This window comes from Microbacterium meiriae, from assembly GCF_040685015.1.
Classification (GTDB): domain Bacteria; phylum Actinomycetota; class Actinomycetes; order Actinomycetales; family Microbacteriaceae; genus Microbacterium; species Microbacterium meiriae.
Genome location: NZ_JBFBHD010000001.1, coordinates 904,612 through 922,756 on the forward strand (window position 1 = coordinate 904,612; position 18,145 = coordinate 922,756).

Genomic DNA, 18,145 nt, shown 5'->3' on the forward strand with positions numbered 1-18,145 from the left:
CCATCTCTTCGATGGCGCTCCACTGGTCGCCCTCGTTCGTTGTGTGTGTTTGGAGTGTCTATGAAATCTTCCGTGAAAGCGGTACTTGTCACCGTTGCTCTCGCCGTGGTGTTGCTGGTCGTCGCGCTGGTCTTCGTCCTTGTCAATCAGAATCGAGCTGCCGCACCCGAGACGGGGACCGCTGACGGTCCACAGGTCGTCCGTGAGAACTCGCATGTCCTCGATGACGGAGGGGAAGGGGCGGTGACGGTTGTCGAATTCCTCGATTTCGAGTGCGAGGCCTGCGGTGCGTTTTATCCCCTCGTCGAGGATCTCCGCGGCAAGTTCGATGGCGAGATCACGTACGTGATCCGCTACTTCCCGCTGCCTGGTCACCTCAACTCGAAGAACGCCGCAATCGCTGCCGAAGCCGCAGCGCAGCAGGGGCGGCTGGAAGACATGTATCACCGCCTGTTCGAGACGCAGCCTCAATGGGGTGAGGCTCAAGAGTCTCGTGCGGACCTGTTCCGGGGGTTTGCGGAGGAACTCGGATTGGACATGGCCGCGTTCGATGATGCGGTCGCTGATCCGGCGACAGCAGAACGGGTCCAGTTCGATCTCGACGAGGGTGAGCAGCTCGGTGTCAGCAGTACCCCCTCGTTCTTCATCGATGGAGAGCCTGTCGTGCTGGAAACGTGGACCGACCTGGAGGACAGCATTGAAGCCGCGGTGAACGGTGCTGAATGATGGCGCGTTCGCTATCGCACCGTCGCGTCATCATCGTTGGCGCCGGGCATTCCGGATTGGCGACAGCCGCCGCGCTCAGGTCCTCCGGGCTTGAGCCACAGAAAGACTTCGTGATCATCGATTCTGCACCCCCCGGTCAACGAAGCTGGGCCACACGGTGGCAGTCGATGAAACTGCGCAGTGCGGCACGCCACAGTGTCGTCCGCGGGTTCCCTTTCCCGGGCGATGAAGATCGTCATCCGAGTGCGGATGAGATGTCCGACTATCTGTCTTCGGTGGAGAAAGCCATCGGTGTGAAGACCGTGTGGAGCACACGAGCTCTTGGAGTCAACCGGTTGGGCGACGGATCCACGCTGCATCTGTCGACCTCCGCCGGGGAAGTGCAAACACGAAATGTGGTCTGTGCAACGGGAGCTGCCGCCGTGCCGCGCATACCGGGGTGGCGCCAGGAACTGGCAGTGCCCGGTGTTGTGCTGCATTCCAGCCAGTACCTCGACCCCGCGCAGATACCCCCCGGCCGCGTGTTGATCGTTGGCGGCGGATACAGCGGAGTGGAGATTGCTGAAGAACTCACGTCCTCCCACGACGTCACCCTCGCGACTCGAGCGGAACCACCACGGGCATCAGAGCGGCCCATCTGGTCAAGGCTGCGACGTAAGGGTCCGATGTCCGAGGCACGCCCCCGCGCAGCTTCGACAGACGTCACTCATGCCGCCGCCGTAACGGGGGTCAACGGAGACACCGTGATGTTCGCCGATGGGGCGTCCATGAAGCCGCAATCCCTGATCCTCGCGACCGGGTACGAGCCGGCAGACGGATGGCTGCCCGATTCGGAGCCCCCCGGGCAGCCATTACACGTCAGTGCACGCATCCCCGGACTGTTCACTGTTGGCATGCCGCGATACTCCCGGGCGGACGCTGACACCCTCGCTGGGGCGAGCCGTGAAGCGGCGACCGTCGCCCGGCTAATCGTCGGACGGCCATAAAGGAGCACCATGACAGAAACAGGGCACAGTCACGGTATCGGTGACGCCACTCCCCGCAATCGCCTGGTCATCGCGTTCGCGATCACCTCCTCGGTCTTCATCATCGAAGTAGTCGGGGCAATCATCACAGGCAGCCTCGCACTGCTCGTTGATGCGGCGCACATGCTCACCGATGTCGTCGGGTTGGCGATGGCCGTCACCGCTGCGCATCTGATGAACCGTCCCCCGACTCCCAAGTACACCTTCGGTCTTCAACGCACTGAGGTGCTCGGTGCACTCGCTCAAGCAGCTCTGCTGCTCGGAGTGGGCATCTTCGCGCTCGTGGAAGGCGTACGTCGGCTGTTCGAGCCCCCGGAGATCGCTTCGGGAAGTCTGCTGTTCTTCGGCATCGTCGGTCTCGTCGCCAACATCGCCTCCATGCTCGTATTGTTCAGCGGCCGCGGGCGCAATCTCAACATGCGCGCCGCGTTCCTCGAGGTCGTCAACGATGCCCTCGGTTCCGTCGGCGTCATCGCCAGCGCCATCCTCATCGCCGTTTTCGGTTGGTATCAGGCGGACGCTGTCGCGGGCGTCTTAATCGCGCTACTCATCATTCCCCGCACCCTCATCCTGTTGCGAGCATCCGGCCGGGTCCTGTTGGAGTCCACACCTGCCGGTCTCGACCTCGAGGATGTTCGCCGCCACATCCTTGCCCTTCCGCACGTGGTCGCGGTGCACGACCTCCACGCGACCCAGGTCTCGACCGACCTCCCCACGCTCACCGCCCATGTTGTGGTCGATGACACCGTCACGATGGAAGCTTCCGCCGAACTGCTGGCATCACTTCAGCAATGCGTCAGCGAACATTTCGCCGTGAGCATCGAACACTCCACCTTCCAGATTGAACCCGAATCCCACCCCGGAGAGCACGACACCCATGCATAAACGCCTCTCGGCACGCACCACTGCCGTCCTCACCACCCTGTTGTTGTCGGCATCCGTCGTACTTGGGGCTGCATCTCCGGCCGCCGCTCATGACGACTTCGTTTCGTCGTACCCCACCGCCGACTCGACCATCAACGGATCCCCCGACGAGATCTCTCTGATGTTCACCGGAACCCTCACCGGTGGTGACGACGCAACGGTCGTCGAGGTTATCGATGAAAGCGGAGCAAACGTCGCCGTCGACCCGCCGACGGTGGGCGGTGACTCGATCACCCAACACCTCTCCCCGGACGCCGCAACCGGCATCTTCACCGTCCGCTGGAAGACCGTCTCCGCCGACGGACACCCGATCAGCGGAGAGTATGTCTACACCGTCACGCCCGCGATGGCCACGGAACCCAGCACTCCGACCACAAGCCCCACCCCTGAAACCTCCCCAACCGAGGAGCCGGAACCGGCCCGACCCGCGCAAACATACGGTGGCACGGCATCCGGCGGCGGCGCTTTCGAACTGCTGCCCCTGTTCTTCCTCTCGGGTCTAGCACTGATTCTGGGGATCGGCGTTGTGGGAGTGGTTATGGCCGGGCGCCAGCGTCACCAGCGCGACCGCGCACAGGCCGCCAAGGATGCCGCAGCTACGGAGAACGACGCCGATGCGTGATCGAGTCCGCCGGTCGGCCGTGATGCTCATCGTCGCCGCCATCGTCATCCTGATCGATCAAGGCACCAAGACTCTTGCTCTGAACACGTTGCGGCAAGATGCGCGTATACCGCTGATCGGTGACTGGCTCGGTCTTCAACTGGCCTTCAACCCCGGGGCGATCTTCTCGCTCGGGGAAGGTTCCACATGGGTCATCACCGTCATCGGGGTCGCTGTCACCGCGGTCCTCATCGGTGCCGCCATCCGAGCCCGGAACGTCTGGTCGGCGGTTGGTTTCGGTTTCATCGTGGGCGGTGCGATCGGAAACCTCATCGATCGCTTATTCTCGCCGCCCGCGTTCGGGATCGGGCACGTCACCGACTTCCTCGCCTACGGGAACCTGTTCATCGGCAACCTCGCCGATGTCGCTCTCGGCATCGGTGCCGTATTCCTCATCGTCGCGGGTCTGCGCACAAGCCGTCGCCGGCCAGACCCCGCGTCCCGCCCCGATCCCGTCGACCCTGTACCCGCCGAAGAAACGGTTCACCCATGAGTCCCAAAGAACGCGTCCCCTCCACTTACCAGCGGAATGCCCTGGCCCCCAGCCTCGTCGCCGCCGCGATCCTGTTCCTGGCCCCGGCGCTCTTCCAGGCGAACTGGGCACCGCTCGTCCTCTTCATCGCCTCGATTTTCGGGCTGATCGTCGGGTGGTTTGCGCTGCAGGCACGCCACTGGTGGTGGATCCCGGTTTTCCTCGCGATCGCCGTGCTCTGGAATCCGGTGATGCCGTTCCCCTTCTCCGGTGTCGTGTGGACCACAGCACAGCCCGTCGCGGCCGTGGTCTTCTTGGCAGCGGGTGCGACGATCAAGGTGATCCGGAAGTGAGCGGCGTGAGCTTCGCGTCACGACCATGCGTGTGAGCGGCGAGATCCCGGACAGTCCCCCGTCACTGCAGACGTTCCTCGCACCGGCCGACATTCCTCTTCCGGTGCTACCCATCGTCGCGGGGATCCTCGCTGCGCTTTATCTCGTCGGAGCGATCCGATTGTGGACGCACGGGCGTCGTTGGCCCGTGTGGCGGACGGTCAGCTTCCTTCTCGGGTGCGTTCTCCTCGCGGCGGTCACTGGCCTGGGCGTTGAAACGTATGGCCAGGCGCTGGTGTCCGTTTTCATGTTCCAGCAGCTCACTCTGATGATGATGGTGCCGCCGCTACTGGTCCTCGGCTCACCCGGAACCCTTCTTCTGCGAGCAACACCGCATCACGGAGCGGGACGGGTAGTCCTCACAGCGGCCCACAGTGCTCTTCGAAGCCCGGCCGCGAGATGGGTACTTAGCCCGTGTGCCACTGTGCCGCTCTACCTGTTCGCGTTCTACGGCATCTACCTTGCGGGTGCTGCCGATTCCATCCTCACTCTCCCCACGGGTCACGTCGCGCTCGAGGTCGGATTCCTCCTCGCCGGCATGCTGTTCACCATCCCCATCTTGTCCTCCGATCCTCTGCCGGTCAGGTTGGGTCACGGTGCCCGTGCGCTGGATGTGTTTGCTGAAGCCGCGCTCCACGCATTCTTCGGGGTGTTCCTCATGATGGCCAGCACGATCCTGGTCGGCTCGTTCGTCGCCCCCACAGAGGCGCTAGGCATCGATCCCCTCGCTGACCAGCAGCTAGCCGGTGCTCTGGCCTGGTCCTACGGCGAAGCCCCGACCGTGCTGATGTTGATCTACGTGATGCATCGTTGGTTCCGCAGCGACACCGCTCGTGCTGCCGCGGCGGACCGGTACGCCGACGTGCATGGGAACGCCGACCTCGACACGTACAACGCCTATCTGAAAAATCTGAGCTCTCATGACCGTGACCGCTGACCCGTTGGTGGGACCCCCCATTTTCGTTCGATCGAGGCGCGGCAACCCCAGAGAGCACAACGCGCGCCTGCCTGTTGCGGTGCCGTTTTCCGTAGCGATCATCGCGGCCGCCGTCGCAGGAGGAATACTGGATTTCGCCTACCCCGCATACGGGTGGTGGCCCGCAGCATTCGTGAGCGTAACCATCGGGCTGTGGACGCTCCGCGGACGTTCTCTACCCGGGGCGTTCCTGATCTCCCTCGTCTACGGCGCGGCCTTCTACTTCACCCACTTGGCATGGGTGTCACGGTTTCTGGGGCCTATCCCGTGGGTCGCGCTGGCTGGCTTGGAAGCTCTGCTGTTCGGTGCCGGCGGCGTGCTGATCGCACTCGCCTATCGAGCCACCACCCGGACCGGATACGGGTACCGCGCGTTTACCCCTCTGCTGGTCGCCGGGGTGTGGGTGCTGCGAGAAACGCTGATGGGTAGCACGCCGTACACCGGGTTCCCATGGGCGCGCGTCGGTTTCAGTCTCGCCGAGAGCCCGCTCGCGGAGGCCGCATCCTGGGTTGGGACCACCGGGCTGTCCTTCCTGACAGTCCTGGTCTGCGCGAGCGTTGTGGAAGCCCTCATCCTCCGCCGATGGGAGCCAGCAGCAGCAGCGGCGGTCATCGTCGTTGCCGCGATAGCCGTCCCTCTGTTCCCGACTGAGCAAGCGGGAATGTTGCGCGTCGGATGGGTGCAGGGCAACGGTCCCAGCGGCTACTTCGACACCAAAACAACAGGTGACATCCTGCGCGCGCAGGAAGAAGCGACCGCTCCTCTTCTGGACCGTGAGATGGACCTTCTCGTCTGGCCAGAAGGGGCCGTCGACGCCGATCCCCTGCGCGATGTCGCCGTCGCGGGCCGCCTTGATCGACTCGTGCAGGGTGCCGGCGCTCCGGCACTGGTGAATGCGGCGACCACCCGCGGAGCCGACACGTTCAACACCTCGATGCTGTGGACCAGCGCCGGGCCGCAGCAGCTCCACGACAAGGCCAACCCCGTCCCTTTCGGCGAATACGTCCCGGACCGTTGGTTCTACGAAGCCATCGCCCCCGACCTCATCGGATTGATACAACGCGAGTACACGCCCGGCTCCAACACACCCCTCATGAACGTTGGCGATGTGCCCATCGGTCTGGCCATCTGTTTCGACGTCATCTACAACGACGTCATCCACCAAAGCGCGGCCTCTGGTGCGCAGATGTTCGTGTTTCAAACCAACAACGCGGACTTCAGAGGCACCGACGAGAACCTCCAACAGCTGGCCATCGCCCGTATGCGCGCGCTCGAAACAGGGAGAACTGCCGTCAACGTCTCCACCACCGGGACCAGTCAAGTCATCGGCCGCGATGGAAAAGTGTTGGCTCAGGTTGCGGTGGACACGACCGCGGCGAAGATCACCGAGGTCCCCCTCCGCACCGGCACGACCCTCGCCGTCGTGCTGATGCCGTGGCTCGGCTGGACACTCAGTATCGGAAGCGTACTCGCGCTGCTCGTCGTGTCGATCCGACAGCGGCGGTCGGATGCTCACTCCCAGGAAGACGGATGGATGAAGTTGTGAAACTCAAGATTCTGACCTCTGTCGCGGCACTCTGCGCACTGTTTCTACTCAGCAGCTGCGCACCCACCGTCCACCTCGAGCCCGCAGCAAACGCGAATGACCCGCTGTGCGCAGAGGTCACCGTACGACTACCGGACTCGATAGGCGACCAGGATCGCGTCTGGACGGACGCTCAGGCCACCGCAGCATGGGGCACCCCCAGCAGCGTGCTCCTCACCTGCGGGTCGGAGCCCCCGGCCCCCACCACGCTGCAATGTGTCAGCTTGGGTGGCGTCGATTGGATCGTCGACGAGGAGGACACCCCGAATCTGCGGCTCACAACCTACGGCCGAGAGCCAGCTGCCCAGGTGTACGTGGACACCACCACCCTGTCGGCAGACGCGGTTCTTGAATCTCTCGCCGGGGCGATCCAGCAGCTCCCCAAGACCGGTGAATGCACGGCACCTGTGACCGAAGACCCAGACGTCGTAGGCGATGAGACGGGAGATACCGCTCCATGAATCCCGTTGTTCTCCGGATTGTTGGTCCGACGATTCTCGTTGTCGCCGCACTCATCGCTGCGGTGGTCGGGCTCGCGATCGGTGGAGGAGCTGCACCAAGACTCACCAATGACCCTGGAGCGCTCGTGCGATGGGGACTCCCGGCCGCGAAGCTGATCGTCAATCTTTCCGGTGCGGCAATGCTCGGGCCCCTGGTGCTGGCGGTGTTCGCTCTCCCCTCAGGGGGGAAACCGTTCACCGTCGCGCTCGATATCGCCTCCGCCGGCGCCGCGACCCTCACCATCTCAAGCGGGGTGGTGGCTTTCCTCACCTTCCTGTCGTCGTTCAATCCGCAAGTGAGCCTGAACGCCGAGTTCGGTGCGCAATTGGGCCGCTTTCTTCTCGACACGGAGCTGGGACGATCATGGCTTATCACCGTGATCCTCGCCTCGGTCGTGACAGTCCTCGCATTCGCTGTTCGCAGCAATGGGGCGGTGCTGTTCACGACCGTGCTCGCGATCATCAGCCTGATACCCATGGCCACCCAGGGTCATTCGGGTGAGCTCGCCAACCACGATCCCGCGGTCATGTCCCTCGTCCTGCATGTCATTTCAGCAGCAGTATGGCTCGGCGGTCTCATCCTGCTCGTCGTCGCGCGACCGATCAGCTCGCCGCGCGAACTCGAGAACCTGCTCCGCCGGTACTCGACGGTGGCGCTCATCGCGTTCATCGGCGTCGCCGTCTCGGGATACGCGCGGACGCTCACAGCCCTCGGCCGGTGGGAGGATTTGGCCTCACCGTACGGCATCCTCCTTCTCACAAAGATCGGCGCGCTTTTGGTCATGGGCGTCCTGGGTGCCGCCTACCGCCGCCGACTCATCGCAAAGACCAGCGAGGGCCGTGGCGCCTTCTGGACGATCGTGTGCGTCGAACTCGGTTTCATGGGTGTCGCGAGCGGGGTCGCCGCCGCCCTCGCCCGCACCGCCGCCCCCGCCGATGCGATCACCCTGCCGCAGACCACCGCCGCGGAGATCCTCACCGACGCACCCGTCCCGGTCGCACTCACCCTGCAGAGATGGTTCACGGCGTGGAGTCCCGACCTCCTTTGGGTGCTCGTCGCGGGTTTCGGAATCGTCTTCTACCTCGTCGGCGTCCGACGCGCACGGCGCCGCGGGTATCCGTGGCCAGCCAGGCGCACGATCAGCTGGATTGCGGGGATGGGGGCGCTTCTGTGGACGACCAGTGGGCCGATCGCAGCCTATGACGATTCGCTCATCAGTATGCGATTCCTCGCCTTCGCTCTCCTCAGTCTCGCGATCCCCTTGCTCCTTGTCTTCGCGGCGCCGATCACCCTCGCAACCTTGGTCATCCACCCACGGGACGATGGAAGCCGAGGACCGCGCGAATGGCTTCTCTGGGCCGCCCACAGCCCCCTGGCCCGGTTTACTCGTCGCCCCGTCGTCGCCGCGTCCCTGTTCGCCACGTCGCTGTGGTTGTTCCACTACTCCGACCTGTTCCGATGGTCGCTCTACGACCAGCTCGGAGCGGAATGGATGATCAGCCAGCTCCTCGTCACCGGGTGCCTCTTCGTACGATCGCTTTCCCCGAACGCGTCCACGACTCCCGAGGGGCGGTGGCGTGTGGCCTCACTCACTGCGCTCACAGGCGTGGCCACTTTCTTCGGCATCGCCACTATCGCTCGCTCCGACCTCATCGTCGCGGAGTGGTTTGGCGCCATGGGGCGCACGTGGGGACCCACCCCCCTGCAGGACCAGGCCCTCGCCGGAGCCGCCACCTTGATGATCGCGGGAATGCTCGCAATCCTCACCGGCTTCTCCGTCCTCCACACGAAACGCAACAACAGACCTACCGACAGCACCCCCGTGCCCGCCGGACGAAAGGACCCACGCCCGTGACCTCCACCCACCGCACCCGCTGGCTCGCCAGCACACTTCTTGCCCTCATCGCACTGGGAATCGTGGCCGCACCGGCCCCCGCAGCTCTCGCGCACGACAACCTCCTGGACACCGTGCCCGGGGCAGACGAAACCGTCACCCAACTCGACGACGTCGCTCTCACGTTCAGCGGGGAACTCATTGACTTCAGCCAGGCAAGCTTCGCCCAAGTGCAAGGACCCGACGGCCTCTTCTACGAATCCAGCTGCTCCACCATCGACCGCAACATCCTCACCACCCCGGTCGCACTCGGAGAACCCGGCGTCTACACCGTGCTTTGGAACGCCGTCTCCAGCGACGGTCACCCCATATCCGAGAGCTTCACGTTCACGTACGCTCCCACCGGCATCGAGCCAGGGCTGGGATGGGACCAACCAGCATGCGGGAACGAACAATCACGGATGCAACCGGCAAAGGCGTCGCCCTCTGCTGTGCCAACTACCGAACCTCCCGCAGCGGACACCCCTGCCCCGGCGGCATCCGCAGGCGAGAACGAGGTGGCTTCGATCGCGATCCCGCTCATCATCGCCGTGGCTGTCATAGGTGCCGCGGTGATCGCCACCACCGTTGTCGTACGGCAAGTGAAAAAGAACAAACACAACAAGGTGAGCCCCGACATCCACACGGACCCGAAAGCGTGAACTTCGTGTCAGGACAGTCGAACTCGAATTCGATGCGACAGATATGGGCCACTGATCAGAGATCACGAGCGAGTCGGCGCGACTTCGGCGGCCACGTACGGCCGATGGACCAGACGGCGGGCAATGCAAGCGTGGCCAATCTGCGCGCCCATGGCAGCAGAATCCACGAAGCCGAGCTCGAGGAGAGGGCACAGTGAACGGACGACTCGTCTCTGCGGCTACGGAGGCGGCTGAAGAATGCGGTTGTGCACCCACGCCCGCCGAACGCGACTCGTTCTGGAAGCTGAGTGTTACTCGACGTGGCGCTTTCGGGCTCGGCGCGCTCGGTGTCGCTGCATTCGCTGCACTCGGCATCGGCTCCGGCGACTCAGCGGCGTACGCTGCGTCGTACCCGAGTTGGGACGATGTGCAACGCGCCAAGAACAACGAAGCTGCCAAGGCTGCCGAGATCACCCGAATCGAAGGGCTGATCCAGTCCTTGACGCGGAAGGTCGCTGAGACTCAGGTTGCTGCCGATACAGCCTCCGACGAGTTCTATGCAGCGCAGCAGGAGTACTTCGCTGCGATCACGGAAGCTCAGAGCCTGCAGGCGCAGGCGGACGAACAATCAGCGATTGCCGAAACCTCTGCGCGCAGGGCCGGTCAAGTTGCGGCACAGCTGTATCGCAACGGTGGAGATGATTCAGCACTGCAACTGTTCTTCTCCGGTTCCGCGGCCAACGCCGATGAGCTCCTGTCACGCCTGGGCACCATGGACAAGCTTCTCGAGTACAACCGGTCGGTCTACGATGGCGCAATCTCGGCGCGCAACACCGCCCAATCGCTGACCGATCAGGCGAAGGTTGCCCGCGACGAACGAGACCGCCTGCAGCAGGTCGCAGAGCAGAAGATGATTGCGGCACAAGAAGCGGCCGACGCCGCACAGGCCGCGCTCGACGAGCAAGCCGCGAACCTCGAGACGATGCAGGCGCAGCTCGCCGCGCTGAAAGACACCACCACGCAGACTGTCGCTGGTTACCAGTCGGGTGTGGCCGCGCGCGAGGCCGAAGAGCGCGCCCGTCGCGAACGCGAAGCCGCGGAAGCGGCAGCCAACGGTGGCGGCAACGGCGGCGGCGGAGGCTCTGCCGGTAGCGGCGGTTGGGTCCGGCCCCACGGGGGCGGCCGAAGTTCAAGCTACGGCCCGCGGACCCCGATCTGCGGTTCGCAGGGCTGCTCCTCGAGCTACCACTACGGCGCGGACATGGCCAATGGCTGCGGAGCGGCGATCTACGCCGCCAACTCCGGAACAGTGGACTACGCCGGCGCGAACGGCAACTACGGCAATTACGTCCGCATCCAACACGGCGGGGGCGTCAGCACCGGGTACGCGCACATCAAACCCAGTGGCATCCTCGTTGGCAGGGGGCAATGGGTCAATTCGGGCCAGGTCATCGCTTACGCGGGTGACACTGGACGCTCCTTCGGTTGCCATCTGCATTTCGAGGTCTACATCAATGGTGGTTACACCAACCCCGTCCGATTCATGGAAGACCGCGGCGTCTATATCTAAGGCTCCGACATGGGAGCACGAAGTGGCGCCACCCACAATGACCAGTTGGGTAGAGAGGGCTGCTCCAGTCGTCACTCGCGACATCCTTGCTAGGGATCTCAGAGAGGGAGAATGACGCTACCCATCACCGCCGTCAGCCGCGACATGATGTCGGTCCACAGCCCTGTCACCATCAGGATTCCGAGGACGATCAGCAGTATGCCTCCGCATACGTTCACCACCCGGATGTGACGACGGAGGAACTCGACCGTCTTCGCCGCCCAACCGAACCCGAATGCGACCAACAGGAACGGGATGCCGAGGCCGAGCGAATACGCGAGGCCGAGGAAGCCGGCACGGACAGGGTCGCCAGCATTGAACGAAAGCGCGATGATCGCGGCAAGCGTCGGACCCATGCACGGTGCCCAGCCGATACCAAGTGCCACTCCAAGTAGCGGCGCCCCTGCGATTCCGGCCCGGGAGCCGACGTGGAAGCGGACCTCCCGCTGGGCGAAATTGAACAACCCGAGAAAGACGAGCCCCATCAGGATGATGACGACTCCGAGGATGCGTGTGACCAGGTCGCCCCAGCGTAGGAAGAACACGCCGGCCGTGCCGCCCAGCGCGGTGATGAGAACGAAGACGACGCTGAAGCCGAGGATGAACAGCAGTACGCCGACTACGAGCTGACGGCGCTGGGGCGCGACTGCGTTCGTCGCGCGACCCTTCGAGTCCGGCGCGACCACCCCGCCAAGGAAGCCGAGGTAGCCGGGGACCAGCGGGAGCACGCAGGGCGACAAGAACGACACGAGGCCAGCGAGCATCGCGACGGGGACTGCGAGCCAGAGCGCACCGGACCCGATGATGGTGTCGGCGTTCACGGTGTCTCCGCCAGAGCGTCCTTGACGAGCGTCGAGAGGATCGAGGTGCCGTCGATGGGTCCGATGATGCGGGCGGCGACACGGCCCTGCCTGTCGAGCACGAGAGTCGTCGGTGTCGCCTGGATCGGCACGACCTCGGAGAAAGCGAGTTTCGCCTCGGCCGTGTTCACGTCGATCAGGCTCGGGTAGGTGATGCCGAACTCGTGAGAGAAAGCCTGGGCAGTGTCGGCCTGGTCGCGGGTATTGATGCCGATGAAAGCTACATCCTCGCCGCCGTATTCTTGCCAGACGCTTTCGAGATCCTTCGCCTCGATGCGGCACGGCGCGCACCCGGCGTACCAGAAGTTCACCACCGTGACCTTGCCGGCGTTGTCTGCGCTGTCGAAATCATCACCAGTTTCAGTGATGCCGCTGAAGTCGACCGGTTCGCTCCGCTCGTCGATCGGGATCTCGACGATCGCGCCGCCAGCGGCCACATACCCGGTGTTCTCACCCTTGAGGAAGGAATCGCTGACCGGATCCGGCGCACACCCGCTCAGACCGATCACGGACACAGCGAGCATGGCCCCGACCGCGCCACGAACGGCACGAAAGCGGGGTCTTCGACGCATATTTCGAACCTTACACAGATCACCTATGCGTCACCTTTGCCTCGGACACTTCCCGACCGGGAATAGACTCGCATGCATTGTGTTATATACCCCTAGGGGGTATCTTTTTGGGAGTGAACGGCTACGAGAGCAACAAGGCTGATCTGCGTAAGCGGTTGAGCCGGGTAGAGGGTCAGGTGCGAGGTATCGCACGAATGGTTGATGAGGACAAGTACTGCATCGATATCTTGACGCAGGTGTCTGCGGCGACGAAGGCCCTCGAGACGGTGGCGTTGTCGCTACTCAGTGACCATCTCGCTCATTGTGTCGCTCAGGCAAGTGCTGAGGGAGGCGAGGTGGCTGCGGCGAAGGTCCGCGAGGCCAACGAAGCGATCGCTCGTCTCGTCCGTTCATAACTACTACGTCTGTCTACTCGAAGGAGCACATCATGACTGATCGCATCGAACTCGGCTTGAAGGACGCGAATGCGGGGTGCGCATGCTGCGCTGCCCCTTCATCCGTTGACGCATCCGCGCCTGTCGCGGCCCCGGTCTCGGCCGAGATCTTGGTTGCGGGGATGACATGCTCGCATTGCGCCTCCAGCGTCAGCGATGAGCTGAACGCCATCGATGGTGTCGACGGTGTCACGGTCGACCTGAATGCCGGCGGGGCATCCCGCGTGATTGTCCACAGCGCCGCCCCTATCGATCCCACGGCTGTACGGGCTGCGGTTGAAGAGGCCGGCTACACCCTCGCGACCTCCCCGATCTGAGTCGCTATCCGTTTGCGCCCGGCTGATCCGGGTGCATCCGAGCAAGGAGTTTCCGATGAGCCAGCATGACCAGCACCACGAACACACTGCGCATCAGGATCACGGCAGCGTGCCGACAACGGAGCATGACCACACGGCGATGAGCCACGACCACGGTGCTCCCCCAGAGCACGCTGGTCACACGAGCCGCGGCGGTCACGGCGGTCACGGCGGTCACGGCGGTCACGGCGGTCACGGCGATCATGTCGGTCAGTTCCGGCGGTTGTTCTGGATCATGCTGGTCCTCGCGGCCCCTGTGGTTGGGTTCTCGATGATGTTCTCGATGCTGCTCGGGTACCCATTGCCCGACGCCGCGTGGGTGGGTTGGGTGTCCCCGGTTCTCGGGACCGTGATGTATGTGTGGGGCGGGGCCCCGTTCCTCACGGGTGCCGTGAGCGAGCTCCGTGCACGCAAGCCCGGGATGATGCTGCTGATCGCCCTTGCGATCACCGTGGCATTCCTGGCGTCCTGGGGTGCGAGCCTCGGCATGCTGCACCACGAGTTGGATTTCTGGTGGGAGCTGGCGCTGCTGATCGTGATCATGCTGCTTGGTCACTGGATCGAGATGCGCTCGCTCGCGCAGACGACATCGGCCTTGGATTCCTTAGCGGCGTTGCTGCCTGACGAGGCAGAAAAGGTCGACGGCGATACGACCGTAACGGTCGCGCCCTCGGACTTGCAGGTAGGCGATGTCGTGGTCGTGCGTCCGGGCGGGCGGGTCCCCGCCGATGGGCGCATCGTTCAGGGATCGGCCAGCATGGACGAGTCGATGATCACCGGAGAATCCCGGCCGGTGCGCCGCAGCGATGGCGACCCGGTCATTGCCGGTACCGTCGCCACGGATTCCGGAGTGCGGGTGGAGATCACGGCCATCGGTGAGGACACCGCTCTCGCGGGGATTCAGAAGCTGGTCACCGAGGCGCAGAGTTCGTCGTCTCGGGCGCAGCGGCTCGCGGACAAGGCCGCAGGGTGGCTGTTCTGGTTCGCGCTCGGCGCCGCAGCGATCACCGCGATCGTCTGGACGGTTGTTGGCCTACCCGACGCCGCCGTCATCCGCACCATCACGGTGCTGGTGATCGCCTGCCCGCACGCGCTGGGCCTGGCGATCCCGCTGGTCGTGTCGATCGCGACCGAGCGCGCCGCCCGCGGGGGCGTGCTCATCAAGGATCGTCTCGCGCTGGAGAGCATGCGCACCGTCGACACTGTTCTGTTCGACAAGACGGGCACGCTCACCAAGGGCACCCCCGCGGTGACCGCCATCAACCCCGTCACGGGGACCGACGCCGATCAGCTGTTGGCGTGGGCGGCCGCGGCGGAAGCAGACTCCGAGCACCCCCTCGCCCGCGCGATCGTCAACGCGGCAAAAGAGAAGACGCTCACCGTTCCACGCTCAACCGACTTCGAGTCATCCCCCGCTGTCGGGGTGCGTGCCCGCGTTGACGGACGTGTCGTGCAGGTCGGTGGCCCGTACATGCTCGAGCAGGAGAATGCGCAGGAGCTGCCCGTTGCTGACGAGTGGCGGAACGAGGGTGCGATCATCCTTCACGTGCTCGTCCACGGTCAGGTTGTGGGCGCGCTGCGTCTGGCGGATGAGATCCGCTCGGAGTCGCGCCATGCGGTCGACGCGCTCCATGAGAGCAGTGTGCAGGTGGTCATGATCACCGGTGATGCGGACGCGGTCGCCGCCTCCGTGGCGGGCGAACTCGGCATCGACCGGTACTTCGCCGGGGTACGCCCCGAGGACAAAGCGTCGAAGGTGAAAGAGCTTCAGGGCGAAGGTCGAAAGGTCGCCATGGTTGGTGACGGGGTGAACGATGCCCCCGCGCTGGCGCAGGCGGACGTCGGTATTGCGATCGGGGCGGGAACCGATGTCGCAATCGCGTCTGCGGGGGTCATCCTCGCCAGCGACGACCCCCGGTCGGTGATCTCCGTGATTGAGCTGTCGCGGGCCAGTTACCGGAAGATGAAACAGAACCTCTGGTGGGCCGCCGGGTACAACCTTCTCTCGGTGCCGTTGGCTGCCGGTGCGCTCGCCCCCGTCGGGTTCGTGTTGCCGATGTCGGTCGGTGCAGTGTTGATGTCACTATCCACGATCGTTGTCGCGCTGAATGCGCAGTTGCTGCGACGGCTGAACCTCAGCCCGGACGCCGTCGTCGACAAGTAGGCGCATGGGCGGCGGCGACGTACCCTGGAAGAAAGGGAGGTGGGACAGTGTTGACGACGATCGCACGGCGCGTGCATGACCAGCGCACCCTCACCCGCACCCTGCTGACCGTCGTCGCCGTCGCCTTTTCCGTGATCTTCGGGCTTCTGGCGATGCACTCGATGAACACGCACACCATGCCCTCCGGGCACAGCGAAACCATCGCGGTCGCACCCGCGCATGCCGACGCTCACCTCGCACACGCCTCAGGCGAAGCTGCAGCGATGGATGAGACGGGCTGTGCGACGTGCTCTGACGATCACGGCATGTCGTGGATGGCCTGCGTTCTCGCGCTCCTCATCGCCGTAGTGCTGGTCACCCGGCCGCCCGCCTGGTGGCGCTCACTCACCGAAACCCCTGGTCCGCTCCTTTCACGTTTTGCGCTTCGCGGCGCGCTGTACCCGCTGCGGCCGCCGTCTCTCACCGTTCTCTGCATCAGTCGCACCTGATGGCTGGCATGCCCGTTCTATGGGCAACGCCCCCTCGCCCAGCCTGTCTCGCTGGGCACCATCATCGACTCTTGGAGAGAACCATCATGAAGACCCGTTTTGCGGCGACCGCCGCACTCACTCTCACTGCTGTGCTCGCCCTTGCCGGCTGCGCTGGAAACACCTCCGGCGGAGGCGATATGCCCGGCATGAATCACGAGAGCAGCAGCTCCGCCCCGGCGTCGGCGGACGCCAATGACGCCGACATCATGTTCGCCAGCATGATGAAGGAGCACCACGCTCAGGCCATCGAGATGTCTGACATGCTCCTCAGCAAGGACGGCGTCAACGAGCGCGTCGCCGCCCTCGCGGAAGAGATCAAGGCAGCGCAGGGCCCCGAAATCCAGAAGATGGAGCAGTGGCTCGAAGAGTGGGGCGCTGATACCTCCAACATGGAAGGCATGGACCACGGCGGCGGCATGATGTCCGACGACGACATGCAGGCCCTCGAAGATGCCACCGGGGCGGACGCCAGCCGTCTGTTCCTCGAGCAGATGATCGAGCACCACCAGGGTGCCGTCGAAATGGCCCAAGACGAAGTCGACAACGGCCAGAACAGTGACGCGGTCGCCCTGGCCGAGACGATCATCGAGGCACAGACCACGGAGATCGCCACGATGAAAGACCTCCTCGACACACTCTGATCTACGTTCCGGGGGTGCGGCGCTCGCCCGCACCCCCGAACTGGCCTTCTCGCAGTAACCCACGCCACCGCGCTGGTGCCATGTCGCGACTCTCATTCGCGTACCGCTCGCGCACCTGCATGCATTTCTTCACGTCGGAGTCTCATGAACCGCCACTCGCCCCTACCCGCTTTCGCGATCGCTCTCGCAGCCGTCGCCCTCACCGGCTGCGCCGTGCCGCAGGCCTCCGGCACCAACGCGGTCCCCCCCGTTATCCAACACATTCACGGTGTTGCCGCTGACCCCCGCGGTGAGGACCTCTTCATAGCCACCCACGGAGGACTCTTCACCCTCACTCCTGAAGGTGCGATCGCCGGTCCCATCGGAGGCCACGATTTCGATGCGATGGGCTTTACCGTCCTCGACGACGCCCTCTTCGCATCCGGTCACCCGGGCACACAGACACCCGCAGAGCTCGGCTCCCCGAACCTAGGTGTCATTCGTAGTGACGACTTCGGCGAATCGTGGTCACCGATCGCCCTCACTGGCAGTACGGACTTCCATGTCCTCACCGCCGGACCAGACGGCACTCTCTACGGGATCGCCTCCGATGGCGTCGATCTGCTCATCAGCACTGACGACGGTCTCGAATGGACCCGCGGCGCAACACTTGCCGCGGCAGACCTCGCCGCCACCGGCGACGGTCTCTACGCCGCCGCGGAAGAAGGACTGCTCCTCAGCACCGACAACGGCGCCACCTTCACCCCCGTCGCCGACGCCCCGCTGCTCTACACACTCGACGCCAAACCCAATGGCTCGCTCGCAGGAGTCGGAACCGACGGTGCCCTCTGGTCACAGAACACCGAAGGAACATGGCAACGCCTCGACCCGCTTCAAGGGGCCGCTCAGGCCTTCACCGCGATCGATGACGAACGCTTCATCGTTGTCGACGACCGCGGCATCGTCCAGATCACAGCCGACGACACAACCATCCTCGCCCCCGCCCGGTAGAGAACGCCACCACCAGAACGGCCACCCATGGTCCCCCGCCGCAATCCCTTCCGACGCATATCCGTCTTCATCGCGTGCGCCACAGTCCTCGCCCTGCTTCTCGCCCTTGCGAGCTTCTACCTCATCGGAGCCATATTCAGATGACCCGCCACCTGCACCCAGCTCGGCACCGTCCACGAGCACACGTTCCCACGCGCACCAGCCACATGTCCC

Annotated in this window: 20 protein-coding genes; 18 read left to right on the forward strand and 2 right to left on the reverse strand. The window is 64.4% G+C overall.

Translation table 11 applies throughout. The annotated features are described in order from the left end of the window. Window positions 1–60: 60 nt before the first annotated feature. The 12 genes from AB0N68_RS04505 to AB0N68_RS04560 all read left to right on the forward strand — a co-directional run bounded on the left by AB0N68_RS04505 (window position 61) and on the right by AB0N68_RS04560 (window position 11,346). Window positions 61–726, forward strand: a complete 666-nt coding sequence (locus AB0N68_RS04505; RefSeq protein WP_017201919.1) for a DsbA family protein — start codon at window positions 61–63, stop codon at window positions 724–726. Then, window positions 726–1,712, forward strand: coding sequence for an NAD(P)-binding domain-containing protein (locus AB0N68_RS04510; RefSeq protein ID WP_040568255.1), 987 nt, complete (start codon window positions 726–728; stop codon window positions 1,710–1,712). Before AB0N68_RS04505 ends, AB0N68_RS04510 begins: the two co-directional genes overlap by 1 nt. Window positions 1,713–1,721: 9 nt before the next feature. Continuing rightward, window positions 1,722–2,636, forward strand: coding sequence for a cation diffusion facilitator family transporter (locus tag AB0N68_RS04515; RefSeq protein ID WP_017201921.1), 915 nt, complete (start codon window positions 1,722–1,724; stop codon window positions 2,634–2,636). Then, window positions 2,629–3,297 (forward strand): copper resistance CopC family protein, encoded by a 669-nt coding sequence (locus AB0N68_RS04520; RefSeq protein WP_363332198.1) that lies wholly within the window; start codon window positions 2,629–2,631, stop codon window positions 3,295–3,297. Before AB0N68_RS04515 ends, AB0N68_RS04520 begins: the two co-directional genes overlap by 8 nt. A 19-nt stretch (window positions 3,298–3,316) precedes the next feature. After that, window positions 3,317–3,829 carry a signal peptidase II gene (gene lspA / locus AB0N68_RS04525; protein WP_263971446.1) on the forward strand — a complete coding sequence of 171 codons (513 nt, stop codon included), beginning with the start codon at window positions 3,317–3,319 and terminating at the stop codon, window positions 3,827–3,829. Continuing rightward, window positions 3,826–4,161, forward strand: a complete 336-nt coding sequence (locus tag AB0N68_RS04530) for a DUF6804 family protein (protein ID WP_017201924.1) — start codon at window positions 3,826–3,828, stop codon at window positions 4,159–4,161. The genes lspA and AB0N68_RS04530 overlap by 4 nt, the downstream gene beginning before the upstream one ends. A gap of 25 nt (window positions 4,162–4,186) precedes the next feature. Next, the gene (locus tag AB0N68_RS04535; RefSeq protein WP_363332201.1) at window positions 4,187–5,137 is read left to right on the forward strand and encodes a cytochrome c oxidase assembly protein; all 951 of its coding nucleotides are present in this window, start codon (window positions 4,187–4,189) and stop codon (window positions 5,135–5,137) included. After that, on the forward strand, window positions 5,121–6,722 hold the full coding sequence (lnt, locus tag AB0N68_RS04540; RefSeq protein ID WP_017201926.1) for an apolipoprotein N-acyltransferase: 1,602 nt from the start codon (window positions 5,121–5,123) through the stop codon (window positions 6,720–6,722). Before AB0N68_RS04535 ends, lnt begins: the two co-directional genes overlap by 17 nt. Beyond that, window positions 6,707–7,222 carry a DUF3515 family protein gene (locus AB0N68_RS04545; protein ID WP_036304312.1) on the forward strand — a complete coding sequence of 172 codons (516 nt, stop codon included), beginning with the start codon at window positions 6,707–6,709 and terminating at the stop codon, window positions 7,220–7,222. The genes lnt and AB0N68_RS04545 overlap by 16 nt, the downstream gene beginning before the upstream one ends. Next, the gene (locus tag AB0N68_RS04550) at window positions 7,219–9,117 is read left to right on the forward strand and encodes a bifunctional copper resistance protein CopD/cytochrome c oxidase assembly protein (protein WP_311877283.1); all 1,899 of its coding nucleotides are present in this window, start codon (window positions 7,219–7,221) and stop codon (window positions 9,115–9,117) included. The genes AB0N68_RS04545 and AB0N68_RS04550 overlap by 4 nt, the downstream gene beginning before the upstream one ends. Beyond that, window positions 9,114–9,797 (forward strand): copper resistance CopC family protein, encoded by a 684-nt coding sequence (locus AB0N68_RS04555; protein WP_026049677.1) that lies wholly within the window; start codon window positions 9,114–9,116, stop codon window positions 9,795–9,797. Before AB0N68_RS04550 ends, AB0N68_RS04555 begins: the two co-directional genes overlap by 4 nt. 193 nt (window positions 9,798–9,990) lie before the next feature. Next, on the forward strand, window positions 9,991–11,346 hold the full coding sequence (locus tag AB0N68_RS04560; RefSeq protein WP_026049678.1) for a M23 family metallopeptidase: 1,356 nt from the start codon (window positions 9,991–9,993) through the stop codon (window positions 11,344–11,346). 98 nt (window positions 11,347–11,444) lie between these two features. Here AB0N68_RS04560 and AB0N68_RS04565 read toward each other — a convergent pair whose 3' ends face one another. Together AB0N68_RS04565 and AB0N68_RS04570 are read right to left on the reverse strand one after the other, a co-directional pair. Then, a complete protein-coding gene (locus AB0N68_RS04565) occupies window positions 11,445–12,206 on the reverse strand; it encodes a cytochrome c biogenesis CcdA family protein (protein ID WP_017201929.1) in 762 nt (253 codons plus the stop codon). Then, window positions 12,203–12,769 carry a TlpA family protein disulfide reductase gene (locus AB0N68_RS04570; RefSeq protein WP_017201930.1) on the reverse strand — a complete coding sequence of 189 codons (567 nt, stop codon included), beginning with the start codon at window positions 12,767–12,769 and terminating at the stop codon, window positions 12,203–12,205. Before AB0N68_RS04570 ends, AB0N68_RS04565 begins: the two co-directional genes overlap by 4 nt. Window positions 12,770–12,930: 161 nt before the next feature. Here AB0N68_RS04570 and AB0N68_RS04575 point away from each other — a divergent pair, with 161 nt between their 5' ends. The 6 genes from AB0N68_RS04575 (at window position 12,931) to AB0N68_RS04600 (ending at window position 17,932) form a co-directional block, all read left to right on the forward strand. Beyond that, window positions 12,931–13,212 (forward strand): metal-sensitive transcriptional regulator, encoded by a 282-nt coding sequence (locus AB0N68_RS04575; protein ID WP_026049679.1) that lies wholly within the window; start codon window positions 12,931–12,933, stop codon window positions 13,210–13,212. 32 nt (window positions 13,213–13,244) lie between these two features. Continuing rightward, a complete protein-coding gene (locus AB0N68_RS04580; protein ID WP_017201932.1) occupies window positions 13,245–13,568 on the forward strand; it encodes a heavy-metal-associated domain-containing protein in 324 nt (107 codons plus the stop codon). A 55-nt stretch (window positions 13,569–13,623) separates the two neighbouring features. Further along, window positions 13,624–15,771: a heavy metal translocating P-type ATPase gene (locus tag AB0N68_RS04585; protein WP_363332206.1), complete on the forward strand. Its 2,148-nt coding sequence runs from the start codon at window positions 13,624–13,626 to the stop codon at window positions 15,769–15,771. Window positions 15,772–15,818: 47 nt separating this feature from the next. Continuing rightward, complete coding sequence (locus AB0N68_RS04590) at window positions 15,819–16,259, forward strand: DUF6153 family protein (RefSeq protein WP_363332208.1); 441 nt, start codon at window positions 15,819–15,821, stop codon at window positions 16,257–16,259. A gap of 86 nt (window positions 16,260–16,345) precedes the next feature. Beyond that, window positions 16,346–16,942 (forward strand): DUF305 domain-containing protein, encoded by a 597-nt coding sequence (locus AB0N68_RS04595; RefSeq protein ID WP_026049681.1) that lies wholly within the window; start codon window positions 16,346–16,348, stop codon window positions 16,940–16,942. Window positions 16,943–17,086: 144 nt separating this feature from the next. Then, entirely contained in the window at window positions 17,087–17,932 is an 846-nt protein-coding gene (locus AB0N68_RS04600; protein WP_029264085.1) for a F510_1955 family glycosylhydrolase, read from the forward strand. The last annotated feature ends 213 nt before the right edge of the window (window positions 17,933–18,145 follow it).

Coding starts and splice junctions, on each gene's coding strand:
- AB0N68_RS04505 (WP_017201919.1), top strand. CDS start 61: ATGAAATCTTCCGTGAAAGCGGTACTTGTCACCGTTGCTCTCGCCGTG.
- AB0N68_RS04510 (WP_040568255.1), top strand. CDS start 726: ATGGCGCGTTCGCTATCGCACCGTCGCGTCATCATCGTTGGCGCCGGG.
- AB0N68_RS04515 (WP_017201921.1), top strand. CDS start 1,722: ATGACAGAAACAGGGCACAGTCACGGTATCGGTGACGCCACTCCCCGC.
- AB0N68_RS04520 (WP_363332198.1), top strand. CDS start 2,629: ATGCATAAACGCCTCTCGGCACGCACCACTGCCGTCCTCACCACCCTG.
- AB0N68_RS04530 (WP_017201924.1), top strand. CDS start 3,826: ATGAGTCCCAAAGAACGCGTCCCCTCCACTTACCAGCGGAATGCCCTG.
- AB0N68_RS04535 (WP_363332201.1), top strand. CDS start 4,187: ATGCGTGTGAGCGGCGAGATCCCGGACAGTCCCCCGTCACTGCAGACG.
- lnt (WP_017201926.1), top strand. CDS start 5,121: ATGACCGTGACCGCTGACCCGTTGGTGGGACCCCCCATTTTCGTTCGA.
- AB0N68_RS04545 (WP_036304312.1), top strand. CDS start 6,707: ATGGATGAAGTTGTGAAACTCAAGATTCTGACCTCTGTCGCGGCACTC.
- AB0N68_RS04550 (WP_311877283.1), top strand. CDS start 7,219: ATGAATCCCGTTGTTCTCCGGATTGTTGGTCCGACGATTCTCGTTGTC.
- AB0N68_RS04570 (WP_017201930.1), bottom strand. CDS start 12,769: ATGCTCGCTGTGTCCGTGATCGGTCTGAGCGGGTGTGCGCCGGATCCG.
- AB0N68_RS04580 (WP_017201932.1), top strand. CDS start 13,245: ATGACTGATCGCATCGAACTCGGCTTGAAGGACGCGAATGCGGGGTGC.
- AB0N68_RS04585 (WP_363332206.1), top strand. CDS start 13,624: ATGAGCCAGCATGACCAGCACCACGAACACACTGCGCATCAGGATCAC.
- AB0N68_RS04595 (WP_026049681.1), top strand. CDS start 16,346: ATGAAGACCCGTTTTGCGGCGACCGCCGCACTCACTCTCACTGCTGTG.
- AB0N68_RS04600 (WP_029264085.1), top strand. CDS start 17,087: ATGAACCGCCACTCGCCCCTACCCGCTTTCGCGATCGCTCTCGCAGCC.